Annotated in this window: 17 protein-coding genes and 3 riboswitches; of the genes, 11 read left to right on the top strand and 6 right to left on the bottom strand. The window is 42.7% G+C overall.

Translation table 11 applies throughout. The features are described from left to right. Positions 1–49 precede the first annotated feature (49 nt). Complete coding sequence (locus MAMMFC1_RS02620; protein ID WP_126306229.1) at positions 50–1,729, top strand: sensor histidine kinase; 1,680 nt, start codon at positions 50–52, stop codon at positions 1,727–1,729. A 246-nt stretch (positions 1,730–1,975) separates the two neighbouring features. On the opposite strand, the gene MAMMFC1_RS02615 is transcribed toward MAMMFC1_RS02620, so the two are convergent. Together MAMMFC1_RS02615 and MAMMFC1_RS02610 are read right to left on the bottom strand one after the other, a co-directional pair. Beyond that, on the bottom strand, positions 1,976–3,652 hold the full coding sequence (locus MAMMFC1_RS02615) for an IS1634 family transposase (RefSeq protein WP_158618614.1): 1,677 nt from the start codon (positions 3,650–3,652) through the stop codon (positions 1,976–1,978). 299 nt (positions 3,653–3,951) lie between these two features. Beyond that, positions 3,952–4,797: a CsxC family protein gene (locus MAMMFC1_RS02610; RefSeq protein ID WP_126306225.1), complete on the bottom strand. Its 846-nt coding sequence runs from the start codon at positions 4,795–4,797 to the stop codon at positions 3,952–3,954. Positions 4,798–5,613: 816 nt separating this feature from the next. Here MAMMFC1_RS02610 and MAMMFC1_RS02605 point away from each other — a divergent pair. The 6 genes from MAMMFC1_RS02605 (at position 5,614) to MAMMFC1_RS02585 (ending at position 11,634) form a co-directional block, all read left to right on the top strand. Beyond that, entirely contained in the window at positions 5,614–6,690 is a 1,077-nt protein-coding gene (locus tag MAMMFC1_RS02605) for a M48 family metalloprotease (RefSeq protein WP_126306223.1), read from the top strand. A gap of 181 nt (positions 6,691–6,871) precedes the next feature. After that, a riboswitch (cyclic di-GMP riboswitch) is annotated at positions 6,872–6,955 on the top strand. A 121-nt stretch (positions 6,956–7,076) separates the two neighbouring features. Continuing rightward, the gene (locus MAMMFC1_RS02600; RefSeq protein ID WP_126306221.1) at positions 7,077–8,063 is read left to right on the top strand and encodes an RraA family protein; all 987 of its coding nucleotides are present in this window, start codon (positions 7,077–7,079) and stop codon (positions 8,061–8,063) included. Positions 8,064–8,229: 166 nt separating this feature from the next. Further along, positions 8,230–8,317, top strand: a riboswitch (cyclic di-GMP riboswitch). Then, complete coding sequence (locus MAMMFC1_RS21255; RefSeq protein WP_158618613.1) at positions 8,298–8,471, top strand: hypothetical protein; 174 nt, start codon at positions 8,298–8,300, stop codon at positions 8,469–8,471. Its footprint overlaps the riboswitch before it by 20 nt. A gap of 30 nt (positions 8,472–8,501) precedes the next feature. Continuing rightward, positions 8,502–9,158 (top strand): RraA family protein, encoded by a 657-nt coding sequence (locus MAMMFC1_RS02595; RefSeq protein WP_126306218.1) that lies wholly within the window; start codon positions 8,502–8,504, stop codon positions 9,156–9,158. A 40-nt stretch (positions 9,159–9,198) separates the two neighbouring features. Next, complete coding sequence (locus tag MAMMFC1_RS02590; RefSeq protein ID WP_126306217.1) at positions 9,199–9,657, top strand: DUF441 domain-containing protein; 459 nt, start codon at positions 9,199–9,201, stop codon at positions 9,655–9,657. Between the two features lie 36 nt (positions 9,658–9,693). Further along, a complete protein-coding gene (locus tag MAMMFC1_RS02585; protein ID WP_126306215.1) occupies positions 9,694–11,634 on the top strand; it encodes a methyl-accepting chemotaxis protein in 1,941 nt (646 codons plus the stop codon). 4 nt (positions 11,635–11,638) lie between these two features. Here the strand turns inward: MAMMFC1_RS02585 and MAMMFC1_RS02580 are convergent, their stop codons facing one another. Both MAMMFC1_RS02580 and MAMMFC1_RS02575 read right to left on the bottom strand, forming a co-directional pair. Continuing rightward, on the bottom strand, positions 11,639–11,884 hold the full coding sequence (locus MAMMFC1_RS02580) for a hypothetical protein (protein ID WP_126306213.1): 246 nt from the start codon (positions 11,882–11,884) through the stop codon (positions 11,639–11,641). A 25-nt stretch (positions 11,885–11,909) separates the two neighbouring features. After that, positions 11,910–12,161 (bottom strand): hypothetical protein, encoded by a 252-nt coding sequence (locus MAMMFC1_RS02575; protein WP_126306211.1) that lies wholly within the window; start codon positions 12,159–12,161, stop codon positions 11,910–11,912. Between the two features lie 458 nt (positions 12,162–12,619). Here MAMMFC1_RS02575 and MAMMFC1_RS02570 point away from each other — a divergent pair, with 458 nt between their 5' ends. Together MAMMFC1_RS02570 and MAMMFC1_RS02565 are read left to right on the top strand one after the other, a co-directional pair. Continuing rightward, complete coding sequence (locus tag MAMMFC1_RS02570; RefSeq protein WP_126306209.1) at positions 12,620–13,273, top strand: TerC family protein; 654 nt, start codon at positions 12,620–12,622, stop codon at positions 13,271–13,273. Positions 13,274–13,304: 31 nt separating this feature from the next. After that, positions 13,305–14,174, top strand: coding sequence for a DUF1848 family protein (locus MAMMFC1_RS02565; RefSeq protein ID WP_126306206.1), 870 nt, complete (start codon positions 13,305–13,307; stop codon positions 14,172–14,174). On the opposite strand, the gene MAMMFC1_RS02560 is transcribed toward MAMMFC1_RS02565, so the two are convergent. Further along, complete coding sequence (locus MAMMFC1_RS02560; protein ID WP_126306204.1) at positions 14,155–15,306, bottom strand: DNA polymerase IV; 1,152 nt, start codon at positions 15,304–15,306, stop codon at positions 14,155–14,157. The two genes, MAMMFC1_RS02565 and MAMMFC1_RS02560, sit on opposite strands and share 20 nt — an antisense overlap. Before the next feature lie 99 nt (positions 15,307–15,405). Here MAMMFC1_RS02560 and MAMMFC1_RS02555 point away from each other — a divergent pair, with 99 nt between their 5' ends. Continuing rightward, positions 15,406–17,553, top strand: coding sequence for an Eco57I restriction-modification methylase domain-containing protein (locus MAMMFC1_RS02555; protein ID WP_126306202.1), 2,148 nt, complete (start codon positions 15,406–15,408; stop codon positions 17,551–17,553). 17 nt (positions 17,554–17,570) lie between these two features. On the opposite strand, the gene MAMMFC1_RS02550 is transcribed toward MAMMFC1_RS02555, so the two are convergent. Continuing rightward, a complete protein-coding gene (locus MAMMFC1_RS02550) occupies positions 17,571–17,759 on the bottom strand; it encodes a hypothetical protein (protein ID WP_126306200.1) in 189 nt (62 codons plus the stop codon). A 143-nt stretch (positions 17,760–17,902) separates the two neighbouring features. Next, a riboswitch (Lysine riboswitch) is annotated at positions 17,903–18,078 on the top strand. A gap of 260 nt (positions 18,079–18,338) precedes the next feature. On the opposite strand from MAMMFC1_RS02550, the gene MAMMFC1_RS02545 reads away from it, so the two are divergent. After that, on the top strand, positions 18,339–19,583 hold the full coding sequence (locus MAMMFC1_RS02545; protein ID WP_126306198.1) for a diaminopimelate decarboxylase family protein: 1,245 nt from the start codon (positions 18,339–18,341) through the stop codon (positions 19,581–19,583). Positions 19,584–19,700: the final 117 nt, after the last annotated feature.

Genomic DNA, 19,700 nt, shown 5'->3' with positions numbered 1-19,700 from the left:
TTAGTCATTTTAATTTTTTATTTTACCGGTACGGGGAGACGTGATAACGATGCGTATTAATGGCAGTATTATGACCAGGCAAGTTTATTTCTTAAATATCGTTTTGATTACTCTAGCCGCAATATTATTTTTATTTTTTTATGCAAGACAGCAAGAGCATTTTTTATTTCAAGACAAACTGATGCAACTATTGAATGTCGCTATTTCACTTGAGCAAGAAATTGATAATTCATTATTAAGCAGGGAAATTACCGATATAAATACATCGCCAATTAGCGAAGACGATAAGGTATTAGCTTTAAACAAGTTATTTCAACTGCCTGTTGAGAAAGTAAGCAGCGTGTATCCTGCCTTTGGAATGGGTTTATATTCAAAGGAATTGGGCAGAGTCATAGCTATTGGTCCCGAACTGACGCCTGAAAAGCTGCTAAGCAAAAATTATGCGCAAGAGTTCCAAGAGTTCTTTGAAATCTATAAAACGGGTAAGTGGTCGGCAAGCATAACCGACAATATTGGCGGGGACGGTTATTCAGTATTAAACTTATCGTATCCTATTTATAATAACGGAAAGCTAATAGGTCATATTTGGGCCAATATGAAATATGGGGATGTAAGCAGAGAAATTCATACAGTATTAATCCAAGGGTTTCTTTATGTTTTCTGTGTCTGGTTACTCGCTATGGTGATTTTAAGATATATTTATGTCCGGTTAACAGGAGGCTTACAAAAGCTGGCGTTGCAGATCCAAAATATTTTAAATAGAATCAACGATGGTTTTTTCGCCTTGGATAATGAATGGCGTTTCACTTACATTAACCCCGTTGCTGAAAAATTCGGATTTGGCAATAAAAATAAATTATTAGGAGTAAGCATTTGGGAGCTAATCCCTAACGTGCAGCCATATTACGATCAATATCATCGTGCCAAGAAAGAAAACGTTGCTGTTCATTTTCAAGCGATAGGAGTCGGTACTGATAGATGGATAGAGGTGCATGCGTATCCCTCGCCGGAAGGATTGTCCGTTTATTTTCATGATATAACCGCAAAAAAACAACTTGAAAAGGAGATGACACGTCTTGAAAGTCTAAATGTTGTGGCGGAATTGGCAGCGGGAATAGGCCATGAAGTACGTAATCCCATGACCACGGTGAGAGGATATTTACAATGGTTTCAGCATAAGTACACTGCCCATAATCCGCAGTTTTCGACAATGATAGAAGAGCTGGACAGAGCGAATTTTATTATTACAGAATTTCTATCTTTGGCGAAAAATAAAGAGGGAGAAATGAAACCCGGTAACTTAAACAACATAATAAAAATTATGTTACCTTTATTGCAAGCCGACGCACTCCGCAACGGACACGAATTGCATGTGAACACAGGGGACATTCCCGATTCTATTTTTAATGAAAAAGAAATACGGCAATTAATCTTAAATTTAGTTCGAAACGGATTTGAAGCAATGGAACAACACGGAACAGTAACCGTTACAACTCATCAAGACAATGATAATGATGAAATAGTACTGACTATTCAAGATACGGGTACGGGAATACCGGAAACAGTTTTAAACCATTTAGGTACTCCTTTTTTAACAACCAAGGAAACCGGAACTGGATTAGGTTTGTCAGTCTGCTATAGAATTGCTCGAAAACACAAAGCTAAAATCGAAGTAAAAACTTCCTCGCAGGGAACTATATTTTTGGTGAAATTTCCGGTAATCATGTAATTTCACAAAATTACATGACAGAAAGAGAACTAAGCCTCTTCGAATTAGGAAGAATTTCGGTAGAAGTTTGATAGCCCCGTGAAAATAGTTTTAGCTCATTTTTCGCACCCTAATGTAAGCAATAAATAGTAATATGGTCGAGTAATTCAGAAGAGCTAAGGAATGTGCATCACAGACTTTTTTTTATAACAAGGGCAACTTGAATAAGCCCATGCTTGATGAGCCAATCACGAAATTTTCCTGGCACTATTCAAATTGAATGCCAAGTAGATCCATCCAAATGGGAAACGCTTTCAAATCTTCGTTACTTTGACACTCACACCTGTAATCTGGCCCTTCCCGGATCAGCACATAGGACTTGAATAGTATCAGCAACATCTCGGCTGTTGGCTGGGTCAGCTTGGCCCGATTCATCCCGATTCTCGGAGTCTGCGAATATCCTGCCAGTTGCTGACGAACCCGAAATTGCATCAGTCCTCGAATCAACAGCGCCACGGACAATAACATTAACAAAGCATCGATACGTCCTGGTTTCTTGAGAAATATCTGTGCCGCCAGCGCGGGTTCCTTGAGCGTCCTAAACTGTACCTCAACTCGGTGCTGCTCCTTATATTGGCGCAACACTTCGCGGTCAGACATCGCTTCTTCGGCTACGTTGGTAATCAAGACAAAACTCTCATCTTTATAACGGAGTAGATCGCATTTGTCGGTTTTCTCTCGGAAGATCTTGCCCTGCACACGCCAAGTCGTTTCTGTGATTGGAGGTTTAGGTGTTTTTCCCGGATTGCCACGTGATCTCTTTTCCACCGTGGTAGAGTCCAGGTTCCACTCCCATTCATAACAAGAATTCTTATGTTCCTGGTCGAATAACTGGGCTGCTTTACGGGCATCTGCTTCACAAGCAAACGGTCGATCCGCCAGAAGGGCTAGGGCCTTCTCCAAGGAATTTCGGTCTTTGGCTAGAATCTTGTCTACCCGCTCCCGACCGGCACTGGTTTTGACTACGATTAGACGGTATACCGATCCATCTACCCATTCTCGAAATCCTTGTGTCTGGTACTGGGCGCACTGTTTGCCTTCTCCAATCGCACCTTGAGAAACCCAATTTCCATCAGACTCAAATGCCAGTCGTTTTACCCGAACCGCCAGTTTCCGATAGAAAGCATCTGGACAGCGAGAAATGAACTGGACAGGGGTAGGCCGCTCTGTAAAAATCTTCAGGGTTGGCAAATTAATAAGCTTGGAATCGGCAATGTAGACCATCTTCTCAAGCCGCTCTCCATAGGTTTCCGTTAGAATATTGAGAGCCAAGCGGTTGAATTCTGTATCGGATGTATTGCCATCAAGCGGTAGACTGACCAGCGGAATTCCATGCTCATTGACGACTTTGCCCAAAACGACTTGTTTAAGATCCGGACGATGATCTTTACTATACCCATGGCAGACAGATAAACCTTGATAGTCTTCCTCCTCACATTCTTCGTAAGCACCAGCCAGAGTGATCGACGTAGTATCACAATGAAGTCTGTCTACAGGAACATCATAGGCAGCAAGACCCGCCAGACTAATCCGGCTAAACAAGGTTTCCGTACCGAAGGCACTGATTTTATCGAGAGTTCGAGCAATGGCATCGTCGGAAAAGTCTTCTGCCGCTAGACCTTCGCCAAATAGCATCGCAATATCGGTTCCGTAGAATGTTTTCCAGATGCGATAGAGGGGAGTGCGTGTATCGGCAAATGTTGATAATACTACACTCTTGGCCAAAAGACCGGGAGAAACTTTACATTGTTTCGAATCCCATTCTACGGATCGGTTAATGGTCTCGACGAACCCTAATTGATTCAAGTACTGATTTGCGACAACCGGAGCAAACGGCGTCTGTTGCTGCCGTTGCTCCAGGCTTGATGTTCCTTTCCAGCCCATGGTGTTCCCTCCATTTCCTTGATATGGACAGATTCGCCATCGGCCTTTGAAAACCATTTTCTTTTTGTATTTTCTAGAAAAATTTTTGTATTTTCTCACGAGACTGCGAAATATGGGTTTTAGCTGATACATAATCTTTCCAAAAAAAAACCAGTATCTTAAATATAAGTACTGGTTTCATTTTTTCAGTCTTCTTATAATTTTTAAGTTCCTAGTATATTATTTACCCGTTTCAAGTTATATGTTAAAAAAGACAAAGTTATCAGACCATAAATGTCCGGGAAAGCCGCTGCATCATTTTAATCCTTGTCTTCTTTAGAAACTAAGGCTGGTTCCCTGCCCGGTTTTTCGGCATTGGGTTTGGGCTCCCGCTCGATGCAATCAGAAAGGGTGCGAACAAGCACTTGTTGGTTTTGCAGTACCTTTACCAGGATATTTAAGACTAATTTTTCCGTAAATGTTTGGAATACATTTTCAAAAGGCGCACCCTTCACAGGTATTTGCTCCAGCTCGATGTCTACCTCGGTAATACTTGCAAATTCCAATTCACAGAAAGGTTCTTCGGTGAGAAATTGAAAATCTTTTAAACGCTGTTCTTTGGTATTGGGTCCCAAGCCGTTGGGATGTAAGAAATTCAATTCAGTTTGCGCCTGTTTTGGCAGGACTGGAATATTTGGGGCGGTAAATTTTATTTCAGTGGCACATTCAAAAGGAATGGAAACTGTGGTATGGCGGATATCCCCGCTGATTATACTATCGTCAATGCATTTAACATTGGCGTATTCAATATTTTTGCGAACCAATCCTGCCAAAAACAGCTTACTGTCAATTGCATTACACTGTCTACCGACGGGTACCACCAGTTTACATTGGGTTATCTGGATGCTTTTTTTTATGCGTTTAATTTCTAAGGCAGGTTCCTCCAACCGAATCGTCGATTCCACAGGGATTTGTATAAAGACTTCTTTCAATTCAACAGGAACCTTAATGGATCTTATACCGTTTTTATATATTGTGGGTATCTCTTCATTATGGCACTCCTGCAAGGTTTTGGTTTCCAGGACCTTAGCTTTACGACCTGGTTCTATACGTGGCAGCTCAGGGACTACTATACCATCTCGTGGCATGGAAAAATCTCGTAACATAAAAAAATTTCCTCCTTTTGTAGTTTTGGTAATTAACCCTAATATAGTGTATGTTGAAAGTGGAAGTATGGTTACATAAGTAATTGGTTAACTTCGCTTTTAATGGAAAGTGTCAAAGCTCATACTCCGGCATGATAAACAGCCGGCAACAGCCAAGCTGGAAAGTTATGTATAATGAAGTACAGAGCGAAATCAGTTAAGTTAAATCAAGAAAAATTTATTGATTATAACAAATTTCGGAATTTGTTATAATTATTTTATGAAGTTGTTACCAAATTGTAACAAAAAGCATGTACTCTATAGTTAGAGTTTTTCTTATATGTTTATGCTTATTAGTCCATTAGTCACAGAGATTCTAGAGAAGCAAACACTTCTCTATTTACATAGATTGTCCCCTCATTATAAACACTTTATCTCTGCCCTGTAACTTGTGTTGCCGGGCATCCTTTTTTATTGTCTGCTTTCGGCTGAAGGATTTATGCCGTGATTTTATCTTGAAATTTTTATTACAGGAAGGGGCGGAAAAACCGATGATTAGACATATGTTCTATGGTGTTGGGATACTGGCAATTTTGGCGGTGATCTCAGTGGGATTCTTTTTACATACCTATTTTATGTTACAATATATGTAATACAATAATTACAATTATTTATAAAATTTTGTTAAAATCATTAATCATAACGATCTGTCCATGGGAAACCGGGATTCCGTTGCTTTGTGGTAAAGAAGGAATATAGTGGCCATTTATAGAATATTAGAACTAATAGGCAGGGAATGGGAGTGTCCTAGACGTTAATACACCTGGAGGTGGAGAGGTGCAAAACCAGCTAGGGAAAAAAATATTGGTTATTTTCCTGATTGGTTTCATCCTGATGGTGCCGGTATTTGCCGGTAGCACCAGAGGGGCAGCGGCAGCTACCTTTACCCAAGAATTATTATATGGCGCTGTGGCTTTTTCGTATATTAGCTGGCAATTGAATGACCTTAATGATAAACGCCAAGCCGATATGCTTAAACAGACCCAAAGTAAAACCGGAGTTTATAAAGATGAACAAGCAAATGGGTATGTACATAATATAGCCGACCGGTTAATGTCCAACGGACTGATTAAGGACCATTATGAAGTATACATAACCCCTGCTAAAGAGTTCAACGCTTTTTGTACACTGGGACGGGTAATTGCCGTTAACAAAGGCACGGTTGATTTACTGGATGAAGATGAACTTGCGTCTGTGCTTGGGCATGAAATGAGTCACGGGGAACATAAAGACCCTGTTGAGGGCACAAAAAAGATACTAGGACTCAGCCTGGTGGTGGATTTATATACGCAGAACAACCCGAATCGGACCAGCGAAGTTCTTGGTGTTGTTGCAGGGAACTACGTCGCTAATGAGGTAATTACGATGAAAGAGGAGTGGAACGCAGATAATTCAGGGTTTAACAATGCTGTTGCCGCCGGCTTCAACCCAGGCGGCCCAGCTGCATCTATGGTCAAGCTTCGCGCCCAGGCTGGCGAGTTATGGCATGAAGGACTAAGTAAAGTTATTAATCCGAATAATCACCCGAAGACATCGGATCGCATTAATAATTTTGCAAAACGCCTTACGGATTATAGTAAAGGGCACATTACGGTTAAAAACGACCAGACGGTTCAAATTGACAACCAAGATGTTGTAACGCCAGTTAAGACCAATAGATATTTGGCTGAAGAGAGAGCATACTTAATAGCCGGTAATCTCGCCAAGTTATATCACAATAATTCTCTAAACACCGCCTATGTCGGCGATGATGGTGCGGTTTATATCGATGGGCAGCTGATTATGACTCCTGTCGATAATGATGTCGCGGGCTATGAACTGGCCGACAGAATCAATGCCATTACCGGCAAATGAATCAGTGTACAAAAAAAGTAATCAGGCAATTTTGCCTGCTTACTTTTTTTGATACGAGCAATTCGCTGTTTGTGTTAACTGTAAATTAAATTATTGTTAAATTACTTGAATTAAATTAAAAAAGTGTTACAGTGGAATTGCGGTTGACAAATTAAATCATTATACTTCAAATTATGACAATTTTATATAGTGGCAAACTTATCGAAAGATAAGGACGCAAAGCTATGGGTCTAAAGGAAAAGCCTATGATCGCCAGGTTGCCGTTTGGTATTACGGCCAAACGCCTCATAAACCAGCTGTGGGGCTGGTTTTATTTCGTTGAGAGACTTAGAAAGAATTGTTTTTGTGTAACTGGGTAATAACTGATTTGAATGGAGTGGTTAATTATGGCAAGAATAGGATTGCGTATTTTCTCGCAGATAAATCGACCGCCAAAAGCTTTAATTGACAGTTTTGCAGGAATACCGGCGGCCTATATAGCAGACAACCTGAACCATACGTCGTGCATGGATGCCAAAATTCGCCCAGTCAACGACATTCCCTTACTTGGACCGGCTTTTACCGTTAAGTTACGCCCAGGCGATAATCTTATGCTTCACAAGGCGCTTGATATTGCCCAGCCTGGCGATATTGTGGTAGTTGATGCCCAAGGTGACCTGACTAACTCGGTTATGGGAGAATTGATGGTTTTGTGGGCCAAGCAAAGAGGTATCGGGGGTTTCATTATTGACGGTGCTATTCGTGATATAGGAGCACTGAAAAAAACGGATATGCCTATCTATGCGGCAGGAGTCACCCCGGCCGGGCCTTATAAAGATGCACCCGGCGAAATTAATGTTCCCGTCGATTGTGGGGGAGTACTTGTTCATCCCGGCGATATCTTGGTCGGGGATGAAGACGGCATTGTCGTCATTAACCCATGTCATGCCCCAAATTTGTTAGAAAAGTCCTTAGCTAAATCCTGTGCCGAGAGAAAAGCAAAGGGAGACATAGCCAGCATGGCCTGGGACCGCACGTGGCTTGATCAAGCTCTTAAAGAACGGGGCGTTATAATTGAAAATCGAAATTTTCCCCGAACTAATGTTCATGCGCCGGTGAAAATCATAGTGAATGAAACAGATCATCATATTGATGCCCTCGCGATTAATATCAGTATGGATGGAATATTGCTGCAAGCTGAGCAGCAATTGGAGCCCGATTTATCAATCCGGCTGTGTTTGCCCGAGGAGTTAGGAAACATTGATGTCGCAGCAAAAGTCACCTGGCAACAAGGCAATAACATTGGCTGCAGGTTTGTGGACCTGTCTGAGGATAATACGCGGGCCATATTTGATCTTGTTTTATATTTACATTTGCAGCGAAATCCAGGCTAAGCCTGTTCCCGTACAGGTTCCTCGGAGTCCTGTTAAGTCATACGAACTATGTCGAATAAAAATGATAATTGTAGAATTTAGTATTGCAAATTCAGATTATTATGTTATAATATATTATATTATATTATATTATATTATGTTATAATAACATTAATTTTGTTGACAATTTTAAAGTGGGCAAACTTATCGAAAGGTAAGGACGCAAAGCCGTGGGTCTAAAGGGAAAAAATACCTATGATTGCCAGGCTGCCGTTTGGTGTTAACGGCCAAACGCCTCATAAACCAGCTATGGGGCTGGTTTTATTTGTTTTTGTGTTAATTATACCGGGGCAAGGATATAAACTAGCACATGAATTACCTTCGCTAAAAAACATAAAGGGTGAGGCTAATCAAATGTTAAAAAAATAGATAGATTAATTAAAGGGAAGGAGTTTTGAAATGCAGTGGAAAGTATTACAAAAAAAAATACTGGACTACATTCAGGCTAACGAGATGAGTACAACGGAAGTGGCCGATGCCATGTATAAAACCGGAGAGTTAGATCCCAAACTGCAGGTTTTATTGCCTGGAAGCAGAGTAGTCGGCGTCATCCACTATATTCCTGCCTTTAACGGTTCGAATTACCATGTACATAATTATGCCCGCAATACGCCAAAAGACAGTGTAGTGTGTATTGATGCGCTTAATTGCGACGGGAAAGCAATTTTTGGTGACCTTGTAGCCAAATATTTATTTTCGTATCATCAAGTCCGAGGAATCGTCGTCAGAGGGTTGATTCGCGATGTTCAGCAACTAATCAAAGAAAAATATCCCATTTGGTCTTATGGCCGGTCGCCAATCGGTTGTATCAATGCAGATACCGGCTTCGACGAGGATTATTATATAAAACGCAGGCAGGAATTGGACGGCGGAATTGTTGTTGCCGATGACAGTGGTGTTGTCGTAATCAAAAAAGACCAAATTACCGAACAACTACTGGAACGACTTGATTTTATTGGACAACAAGAAGTTATTTGGTCCGATTGCATTAACCGGTTAAGATGGGATACATTCGATACTATTTGTCTAAAAAAATATGCTAAAGTAAAGTGCTGACGAAACGGAAAACCGAAAACCATGGGTAGGATGTGAATAAATGAATTGGGACAACATTCCTCTATTAATAATTTTAGCATTATCTATGATCGGCAATAATCATACAGTATCTGTATCTGCATTGGTGCTGTTACTAATTCCCAAACTGGGTCTTGAAAATTGTTTTCAGTTTATAGACAAGCAAGGTATAAACATTGGGATTATCATTCTGACGATTGCTGTTCTAAGTCCGGTTGCGCAAGGGCGTATAGCCATGAACGAAGTCTTGGATGTCTTTAAAGCGCCGGTAGGCCTTCTGGCGGTTGTTATTGGGATTTTCTTGGCCTGGGTAGCCGGCCAGGGAGTGGTTTTTATGAAAGAATCACCGGAAACAGTAACGGCTCTGGTCGTCGGCACAATTATCGGTGTTTGCTTCTTTCGCGGTCTGCCTGTCGGTCCGCTTATCGCCGGCGGTTTGGTGGCTCTTGTAGTAAATGCGCTGGGTTTATTCAAAGGATGAACAAGCATACATTTTGATATAAGGAGCTATTGATTGATGAAAAAAAAGTTAATTATTTTGCTGCTGATTATTAGTTGTGTTCCATTACTCGGGGCTTCCCTTTTCTCCTTTTCATTGTTTAATAAAACCCTAAAAAACGATTTCTACTCGCTTAGTTCCAGTGAAATTGAGGTTTTACAATCTGAAACCAAAGATTATGTAGACAAACACCTTGAGGTGCTAAGAGGGCTTGCCCAAACCGCCTCGGTAAAAAATTACGATCTCCCGGCTGCCAGCCAACTGCTGGGTGATACCCAAAAAGTATTTACCGCCCTTGCCATGACTGTTGATGATGACAAAGGCAATCAGCTTGTAAGAGGCGATAATGCCAAACTGGTAAAAGTGGGCGACCGGGCTTTTTATCAAACAGCTTTAAAAGGAAACGATGAAGTAGTTTCTGAAGTGTTGGTTAGTAAGACAGACGGCAACCCTGTGGTTGCTATAGCCACGCCAATACGCTCGGCCAACGGAACAGTGACCGGCGTTTTGCAGGCTTCTATCAATCTTTCTTTCCTTAAAGACTTCGTTGTTAAGCGGTCGCAAGCTGGAGTCACCGCCTACATACTTGACCAGGATGGAAAAATTACCGCTCATCCCAATGAACAGGTTTCAAACGAGCGCAAGGACATGAGCCAGCTTCCCTTTGTCCAGAAAGCGATGAAAGGCCAAAGCGGCATAGAAGAAATCAGCGGGGATGATGGTGTCCGAAAGTTAGTTAATTATGTATATGACCCTAAAACACGCTGGATTATTTGTATGGAAAAATCCTTCGATGAATATAATGCCAGAAATAATAGTCTGTTGCTGACAAATCTGGCTATTTTGTTGATTACCGTTCTAATGGTAGTTTTCATAAGTGTTTTTGTCTCTAATCGCGTAACCAAACCTATCACCCAATTGGTAGAAGCCACAGAAACCATTAAAACCGGCAATTTGAACATTGAAATAACCAACCGGCAAAGTGATGAAATCGGCAAACTGGCGCAAAACTTCAATGCAATGGTTAGCGGGCTTAAAGACTTGCTTGGGCAAGTATTAGTTACTGCCAAAGCAGTTTCATCGTCTTCTGAACAGCTAACGGCATGCGCGGCACAATCTGAAGTTACAGCAGGAGAAATAGCCGATTCAATTGCGAATATTTCCCAGTCCGTTAACGAACAAGTGGCTACGCTTGAGAATACCACCGCGCTTGTCACCGAGATCGTTGCCAACATTCAACAAATTGCTTCCGATTCAACTATTGTTGCTTCCGTATCGGAAAAAACCGCTCAATCGGCCGAAGACAGTGGAAAAGCAATTGAAAAAGCAGTTGCTGAAATGCAAAACATTGAGGCAAACGTTGCCGACTCCGCAAGACTTGTAACAAAATTGGACGAACGTTCAAAGGAAATAGGCCAAATTCTTGATACTATTTCAGGAATTGCCAGTCAAACCAACTTATTAGCATTGAATGCGGCCATTGAGGCGGCTCGCGCCGGCGAACAAGGACGCGGCTTTGCCGTTGTTGCCGATGAGGTGCGTAAGCTGGCCGAACAATCGCAAATGGCAGCCAAACAAATCGGCGACTTAATTGCCGAAATACAGGCAGATACCCATAATGCTGTTGTAGCTATGAACAAAAGCAGCGACGTAGTCCAACAGGAAGTCGCTTTGGTTAGCAGTGTGGGCGGTACGTTTAATGAAATTATCGCCATGACCAATCAAGTATCCGGCCAAATCCAAGGTATTACTGCCTCCATAGAAACCATAGCGCAGAATAGCCAGCACGTCTTGTCTGCTGTCAAAGATATTGATTCCATGAGTAAAAACACCGTAACTCAGACAATGCAGGTTTCGGTTGCTACAGAACACCAGGTCGCCGCTATCGAAGAGGTGCAAGAAGTATTGGTTGACACGGCTGGCTCCCTTCAACACGCAATTAAAAAGTTTTCGTTATAATTCGTTATAATTCAATGTCAACCATAGTATTCTTCGAATCCTGAACCTTTTTTACAACGGTACGCCATTCATCGGCAGTCAGAAAAACCTGCCCGGGCACTGCTACTTCAGCAGGCACCCGGAAGTTTTCAGTATTTCCGAAGCTGGCGCCGGAAAGTACGCGTCCATATGCAGCAAGCGATATGCGCTCGAAATCAACGATAGGGAGGACTTGACCGAGGAAGAAAGCTTTATTAACTCTTATTTTCATGAAATTGACTCCTTAATTACTCTAATTACTCCGGGAAATTGATTACGCCCAGGCTAGCCGGCCAATTCTGCACTCTGGCAAGAAGATTACACCATTGGGTTGATGTCAAAAAAACCTGCCCGGGTTCTAAAACATGAGATGGCATCCGGAAGGTTTCCGCACTCCCGATACTGGTACCGGCCAATTCCCCGCCATAGGCAGAGAGTGTAATACGTTCTATTTTTTTGATGGGGATGGTTTGGCTTAGAAAAAAGTCTTTACTTACGATTGCTCTCATAGCAATTACCTCCTTGCTTTGTTACTATTTCCGAAATTGATCAAAAGGAATTATCCTGACCGGATCCTCCAGATAGTCTTGCATAGTCTCGCGCAAATGAATTATATCTTAAGTATAGTAAAAATAATTGCATTTGTAAATAATTATTATAAAATAATAATTATTTATTATAATAAGACATACATAGTTTTGCATATGGTAAGATTATTCAATTATGCTGTTGACAAAAATGTCTTAAACCGATATACTAGTAGTAATAAAATATCCCTCTAAAGGGGAGTAGCTGTCTGACATAATCAACAATTCTGCATGGGTGCATGTGCATGCATGGTTATGTCACTGGATTTAGTTCAGTAGCCAGACCTTTAGTATATAGTTTATACTAAAGGTCTTTTTAATTTTCCATTTATGTTTAGTATTAATGAATAAATAATAACGGGTAAGAAAGGGGTATTTCGGTGGAATTTTTGGTTGGTTTAGGAAGTATTACTTTGATTGACCTGATACTTAGCGGCGATAATGCGGTGATCATAGCTTTGGCAAGCAGAAACCTTCCCCGCGAACAACGGAAGAAAGCAATAATCTGGGGTAGTGTCGGTGCTGTGGCGTTGCGGATCCTGTTAACCACTGTTGCGGCAATTCTGCTTACCATTCCTTACCTCCAACTTGCCGGCGGACTTGCGTTGTTATGCATTGCTATAGCTTTATTAGCTGAAAAGAAGGATGTCGTCTCGTGCGAGCAGGCAAGTACCTTGACGGAAGCAATTAAGACGATCCTGCTTGCCGATGTAATTATGAGCATGGACAATGTACTAGCTATTGCCGGTGCTTCCGGCGGTAATATCATTCTTTTGGCCGTGGGTCTTGTTATGAGTATTCCGTTAGTTGTGTTCGGTAGTGGTTTTGTAATGAAACTGATGGACCGTTATCCTGCTATTATTTACCTTGGTGCGGCTATTTTAGGCTGGACTGCCGCCAAGATGGTAGTTAAAGATGGGTTTGTAAAAGATGCCCTTGCGCCTTACGCTTTGGCGATCGAGCTTCTGCTCACGGTGGGAGTGCTTATCGTCGGTCATATCCTCAAGAAAAAGACATATTTTGGGTCAAATTGAATAACTCTGGCTAAAGTGATACAATTGGACCATGAAAGCAATGAGGACAGTTATTTCTGCTTCTAGAAGAACAGATTTGCCCTGTTTTTACTACGACTGGCTGCAAGCGGTGCTTAAAGCCGGGGAAGCTGAACTGCCTAACCCGCGGTTTCCGGCAAAGAAGTACAGAGTCGATCTCAAGCCGGATTCTGTTCATACCCTGGTATTATGGAGCAAAGATTTTCGGAATGTATTGACTCATCCCGGATACTTAGAAAACTACAACTTATATTTCCAATATACCATTAATAACTACTCAAAGTTGCTTGAGCCCAATGTCCCTTTATACCGGGATTCTTTACAGACTCTGGCCGGTCTGTTGCGGACGTTTAGTCCGGAACAATTTAATATTCGCTTTGACCCGGTCCTCTTATCCACAAGGGGTGAAGCGGATCCTACCCCATTGAAACCGGGGCAAGCCCGTCTTAACGCCTTCACTCTCTTGTGCAAGGATTTGGCGGCACTGGGAATGGAAAAATGCAGGGTTACGACATCGTATGTATTTCTTTATGAGCATGTACGCCGCCGGCTTATCAAGGCCGGTGTTAATATGATTCACTTGGATGAGGCTAAACTAATCCTGTTTTTTGAGCGGCTGGCGGAAATTGCGTCAAGATATGGGCTTTCCCTTTATTCTTGTGCTTCCCCTCTGGTGGAACAGGTGAAGGGAATACGGCGGGGAAGTTGCATAGACGGACATCTTCTGGAGAACTTGTTCGGGGGAAGAGTGTCCAAGGCCAAAGACCATGGCCAAAGGAGGGCCTGCGGTTGCAGCAAAAGCTCGGATATCGGCAGCTATGATAAAATTTGCCGCTTTCAATGCGTGTATTGCTATCAGCAATTTACTTATCTAGCAAACTAGCCCGAGTCAGAATAGCAGAGCCGAATCTATCCTTCAGCATGTCCACTACTTCCGACACCTTTTCCCGTTTTTCGTTTGTTTCGTTGAATAAAGACATCTGACAAGTATTGGAAAGAAGATTGGAGGCAGTTACACCCAGGAGGCGGACGCCTTCTTGCAATTCCACTTTATTAAACACATTCAGCGCTGTTTCATAAACCACTTCATCCAGATGGGTTGGCTCAGCCAACGTACTGCTTCTGGTAATAGTTTGAAAAGAGGAATATCGAATCTTGACTGTAATCGTTCGGCATACATAGCCTGATTTTCGTAAGCGCCGCCCAACTTGAACAGCCAAAGCCAGCAGATTGAGCTGAATGTCTTCCCGGTCATGAAGATCCAGCGAGAAGGTTGTTTCGTTGCCGATGGACCTGGCTTCCCTGTCACTCACGACTGGACGATTACCCTGCCCCCAAGCCAGATTTATCAAGTCTTGGGCTATTTTTCCAAGGTGTTTTTCAAGAACTTTCGGATCAGACTGCCGCAATTGGTTTACATTATTAACTCCCAAACGACGCAATATTTTGGCGGTTGTTTCGCCCACTCCCCACAACTGGCGTAAAGGAATATTATTAAGGAAAGCCAGCTCTTCGCCGGGACGAACGATAACCAATCCGTCCGGTTTCTTGAAGTCGGAGGCCAATTTGGCCAGAAATTTATTGGGGGCTGCGCCGGCTGAAGCCGTCAGGTCTGTCTGGCTTTTAATACGATTCTTGATTTCGCGGGCGATATCAGCAACATCAGCATACAGCCATTCCATGCCGGAAACGTCTAAAAAGGCTTCATCAAGGGAAAGCGGCTCAATTGTTGGCGAATAACAAGCCAGAATTTCGCCTATTTCGTTAGATATGGCGGCGTATTTTCGGTGATTGGGAGAAAGAACAATGCCCTGAGGGCAAAGACGCCGGGCGGTTATCATCGGCATAGCGGATTTTACGCCAAATTTGCGGGCTTCATAAGAAGCTGTAGAAACTACTCCCCGGTTGCCGATTCCGCCTACAATAACAGGTTGACTGCGCAAGGAGGGATTGTCCCGTTGTTCAATTGCCGCATAAAAAGCATCCATGTCGACATGGATAATCCAGCGTTGCATAAAAAATCACCGCCGCAAACATACGTTCTGTACTTAGGATAGCATGTTACCGTGGAATATGCAAGCTGGCGGTAAGCTGTCAGTGGAGGGGGCAGACCAATGGGAGCAACCGGATTTAATACAAAAGGTACGGCAATCATAACAGGTCTCTACAGGGAATTAGTCAAGTTCTACATAAATTTGCCGCAACAAGGACGGCGGGACGCAAGACTTGTACATGATGTTGCTTGCCGCATGATTATTAAAATGTTAATTATACGGCTTTGCCGGGAAAAAGGTTGCTATAAAGATAGCGATTGGCTGGATTTCATGGTAAGGCATAGTTTGTTTCAAATTTCCAGAATGTTTGCAGGCGGCATTCCCGTTCCGGACGAAGACCCTAGCGCGGATTTCTTCCAACTGGAGCCGTTTATCCGGCAGTTAGGGAAAAAGCTTGATCGGCTGGATTATTGTTTCGCAGATGATTTTTTCCGGCATCCCGCTCTCTTAGGCGAAATTTACGAGCAAATTATGGAACGGGCAACCCAAAAAGCGGCTGGGAGATACTACACTCCTAATTTTGTTATCAGTTACATATTGGAAAATACGTTGTCCGCGGCTGATGTGGTTGCCAATCCTTTTGTCCGGGTGCTCGACCCTGCCTGCGGTACCGGCAACTTCTTGCTGAGTGCTTATGATTTATTAAAGAAAAAGTTCGCCGCCGCTCTGCCGGCTCTTCAGGCAGCCTATGCGGATCAAGAGTATGAAGTGGAATACGGTAACGGGCAAAAATTAATAAAGATGAAAGGCCTTTCCTACTGGAACGAGACAAACCTCCATTATCATATATTGCGGCATTGCCTGTACGGTGCGGACATAGATGGTTTTGCCGCCGAAATTGCCGCTGTTAATTTCCTGTTAAAAGGCTCATCGCCACCGGCAAACTTAAATATCATTGCCTGTGACAGCTTGTTACGATGGGAAAACGGAAGGGAAGACAGCGGGAATAACAGAGAAAATAATGTTGAAAAGAAACGCCGGTTTTGGAGTCAGCGATACGACTATGTGGTAGGAAATCCTCCCTATGTCAGTTTCGGGCTTAACCGGACCGGCGTCCTTAACGCGGGCTATACCGCCTACATCAGGGCGAATTATCAGCATTCCGCCGAGTATAAAATTAGTTATTACGCCTTGTTTATCCAGCGGGCGCTAGAAGTATTGACTTCCGGCGGCCGGTTGGGATTTATTACCCCCGACAGTTATCTTTTGGGACGGTATTTCTCCAAGATTCGGCGTTATATTTTAGATAATTGTCTGATAGAGGAAATTTTACTGCTGAGTCAGCCTGTATTTGCCGGAGCCACTATTGGTATTCCTACTATAAGTATCCTGACCAAAATTCATAAGCCGGAACAGAAAGAGACCCATGAAGTTAAAGTTGCCAAAATGCAGGAAAATGGACAAATTACAGCCTTCCGGTATAGTCAAACATACTTTCATACCCAGTCCTATTACCGCTTTCGCATGTTTTTTAATAAAATGGATAAGACCATAGTGGAAAAAATGGATCAGGCCGGCAACAAGCTAGGGGACTTGGCCAGAATTAAAACAGGTATGCGTTCCCTGACTTCCCAGCAAGAGATAAAAAGTCAGCAGCCCCACGGCCCAACTTGGAAGCGGGGATTGACCTCATCGGCGCAAGTCATCCCTTTTTTAATTGAATACCGGGGTGATTGGTTGGATGTCAATCCGGACAAATTGAATAAAGGAGGCTGGGATAAGGCCATTATCGAAAATCCTAAAATTTTGCTGCGACAGACTGGTGACAGCCTGATTGCCGCAATCGACCGAAACGGTTATTATCATCTTAATAATCTGCATTCTATTAGCCTATCAGGGGGTTTAACCAGTCTGGAATATATTGTATGCCTGTTAAATTCCCGGCTAATGAATTACTACTATCAGACTATTAGTCTGGAAAAAGGGCGCTCCCTGGCGCAAACAGATATTGAAACGTTGGAAAAGCTACCAATTGTCTTAAACCCGTTAATAAAAAAAGAGCTGGAGAGCATGACCTTATCATTGGAAGGATCCGCGGGACGGTATTTCCAATCGTCCCCAAGCTTTGAATTACTCTCTAGCTCAATGAATTATTTGATTTATGATCTCTACGGTCTTTCCCGGGCAGAGGTACAATATGTAGAGGAATCCGCGCAGTCTGCCCGGTTGCGCAAACGCGGCAGACCACCGTCAGCTGTGCGGCACTAACCGGGAACAGGTTTAGCTTACGTTTTTAAAGAATTGGCATAAGCTAAATCTTTTCTTATACCTTGAGGAGGGGGATTTCTTTGCTGTTGTCGAACCCATTGTCCGCATTGCTGACAAAGTACTTGGGCGCTAGGCAGCGTCCATACCAGCATGCGACCGCATTTTTCACATACAAAATGAACTAATTCAACTTCTTGTTTTTCCATTATATCTATATCGCCTCCTGCGCAATGTGTGTAGCCTTTTAATAAATTCCACATAATGTAAGAATATCCTTTTTTTATACTTGCTCATTTACTATTGACACTTTCGGGGCGTCCTGTTATTATAGACACAATTCAATAGTTATTTACTGGATAGAGGTGCGGCAGATCAAGAGTACGCGAGGAAGCGCGGCAGGCTATGAGTGCGCGGAAAGGGATGACCGCCGAAGTGAAAGTTCCGGCCGGGAGCTTTTGCTGGGTTTGTGCTGAATAAGCACAAGACTGTCATTCCGGGGTGCCGGAGTGGAGCGCTATCGTGCATAACATGTCAACTGGCATTTTTTACTTTGCTTGTGAGCGGTTTGCGGGATACAATAGCGCAAATCGCTTTATTATTTATACTATTCACTTTAAGTAGGGAACTGCTTAGAAACCGCCATCTGCGTCGTTGCTCCTGCGGTCCTCACTCCAACGTACCACCCAGTACGCCTCCGTTCCGGTCCTCATCGCGCCTAGCATCTGACGATTTCTAATTTTTATTTGGAAAGTATACTTAAATATATAAAAGGCAGGCGAAACAGCATGGTTGAGAAAAGATTACCATTTACGAAAGAACTATTAAACGAGATTATAAAGAAATATCCTACACCATTTCATATTTATGATGAAAAGGCGCTTAGGGAAAACACCCGGAAGCTGATCAGAGCATTTTCATGGGCCCCTGCGTTTAAGGAATACTTTGCGGTGAAAGCCAATCCCAACCCGCATTTACTGAAAATTCTGCGGGAAGAAGGACTGGGTGCCGACTGCAGTTCCTTGCCTGAATTGATATTAGCAGAAAAAGTAGGCATGTCTGGTGATGAAATCATGCTCACGTCTAATGATACTCCCGCGATTGAGTTTCAAAAGGCGCGAGAGCTAGGAGCCACTATCAATCTGGATGATTTCAGTCACATTGATTATCTGGACAAATACGCAGGCATTCCCGAAATGGTCTGCTTCCGTTACAATCCCGGACCTTTAAGGGAGGGTGGTAATGCTATTATCGGTAATCCGGAAGAGTCGAAATACGGTCTTACCAGAAAGCAGCTGTTAGATGCTTATCGCCTGATGAGTGCCCGCGGGGTAAAACGTTTTGGACTTCACACCATGATTATTTCCAATGAACTTGATCCAGATTATTTCATTGAAACAGCCAATATGATGTTTGATTTGGTGATTGAGATTCATAGAACTTTGGATATTAAAGTGGAATTTGTCAATTTTGGCGGTGGCATCGGAATCGCCTACCGTCCGGAAGAAGAGCCGGTAGATATCAATTATTTGAGCAAAGGTATTCAAACAGCATATGAGACCAAGATTGTAGCCAATGGACTGGATCCTCTTAAAATCGCCATGGAGTGCGGTCGTGTAATTACTGGTCCATATGGCTATTTAGTGGCCACAGTGTTGCATAAAAAGGAAATCTACAAAAACTATATTGGACTGGATGCTTGTATGGCCAATCTCATGCGCCCGGCGCTCTATGGAGCGTATCACCACATTACGGTTGTCGGTAAGGAAAATTGGCCCCTTGGCTATATTTATGACGTAACCGGCTCACTTTGTGAGAATAACGATAAGTTTGCCATTAACCGCAAATTACCCATGATTGATATCGGTGATGTTCTTGTTATTCATGACACTGGCGCGCATGGTCACGCCATGGGATTTAATTATAATGGTAAGCTGCGTTCCGCCGAACTTCTTCTTAAGCCTGATGACACTGTAGAATTAATTCGTCGCGCCGAAACAATTGACGATTATTTTGCAACCCTAAATTTTTAAGGGATTAATTTATTAAGAAAAACGCGAAACTGGAGACAATCTGAAAGGAGTCTTCAGTTTTTCTTGGTCTAACAGAAAGTATAATAACAATAAATAAGCATTATTTACATATAAATA

Origin of the sequence: Methylomusa anaerophila, assembly GCF_003966895.1 — a bacterium.
Lineage (GTDB): Bacteria > Bacillota > Negativicutes > Sporomusales > Sporomusaceae > Methylomusa > Methylomusa anaerophila.
Note: the sequence above shows the minus strand (reverse complement) of the source record. Positions and strands in the feature narration are given on the sequence as shown.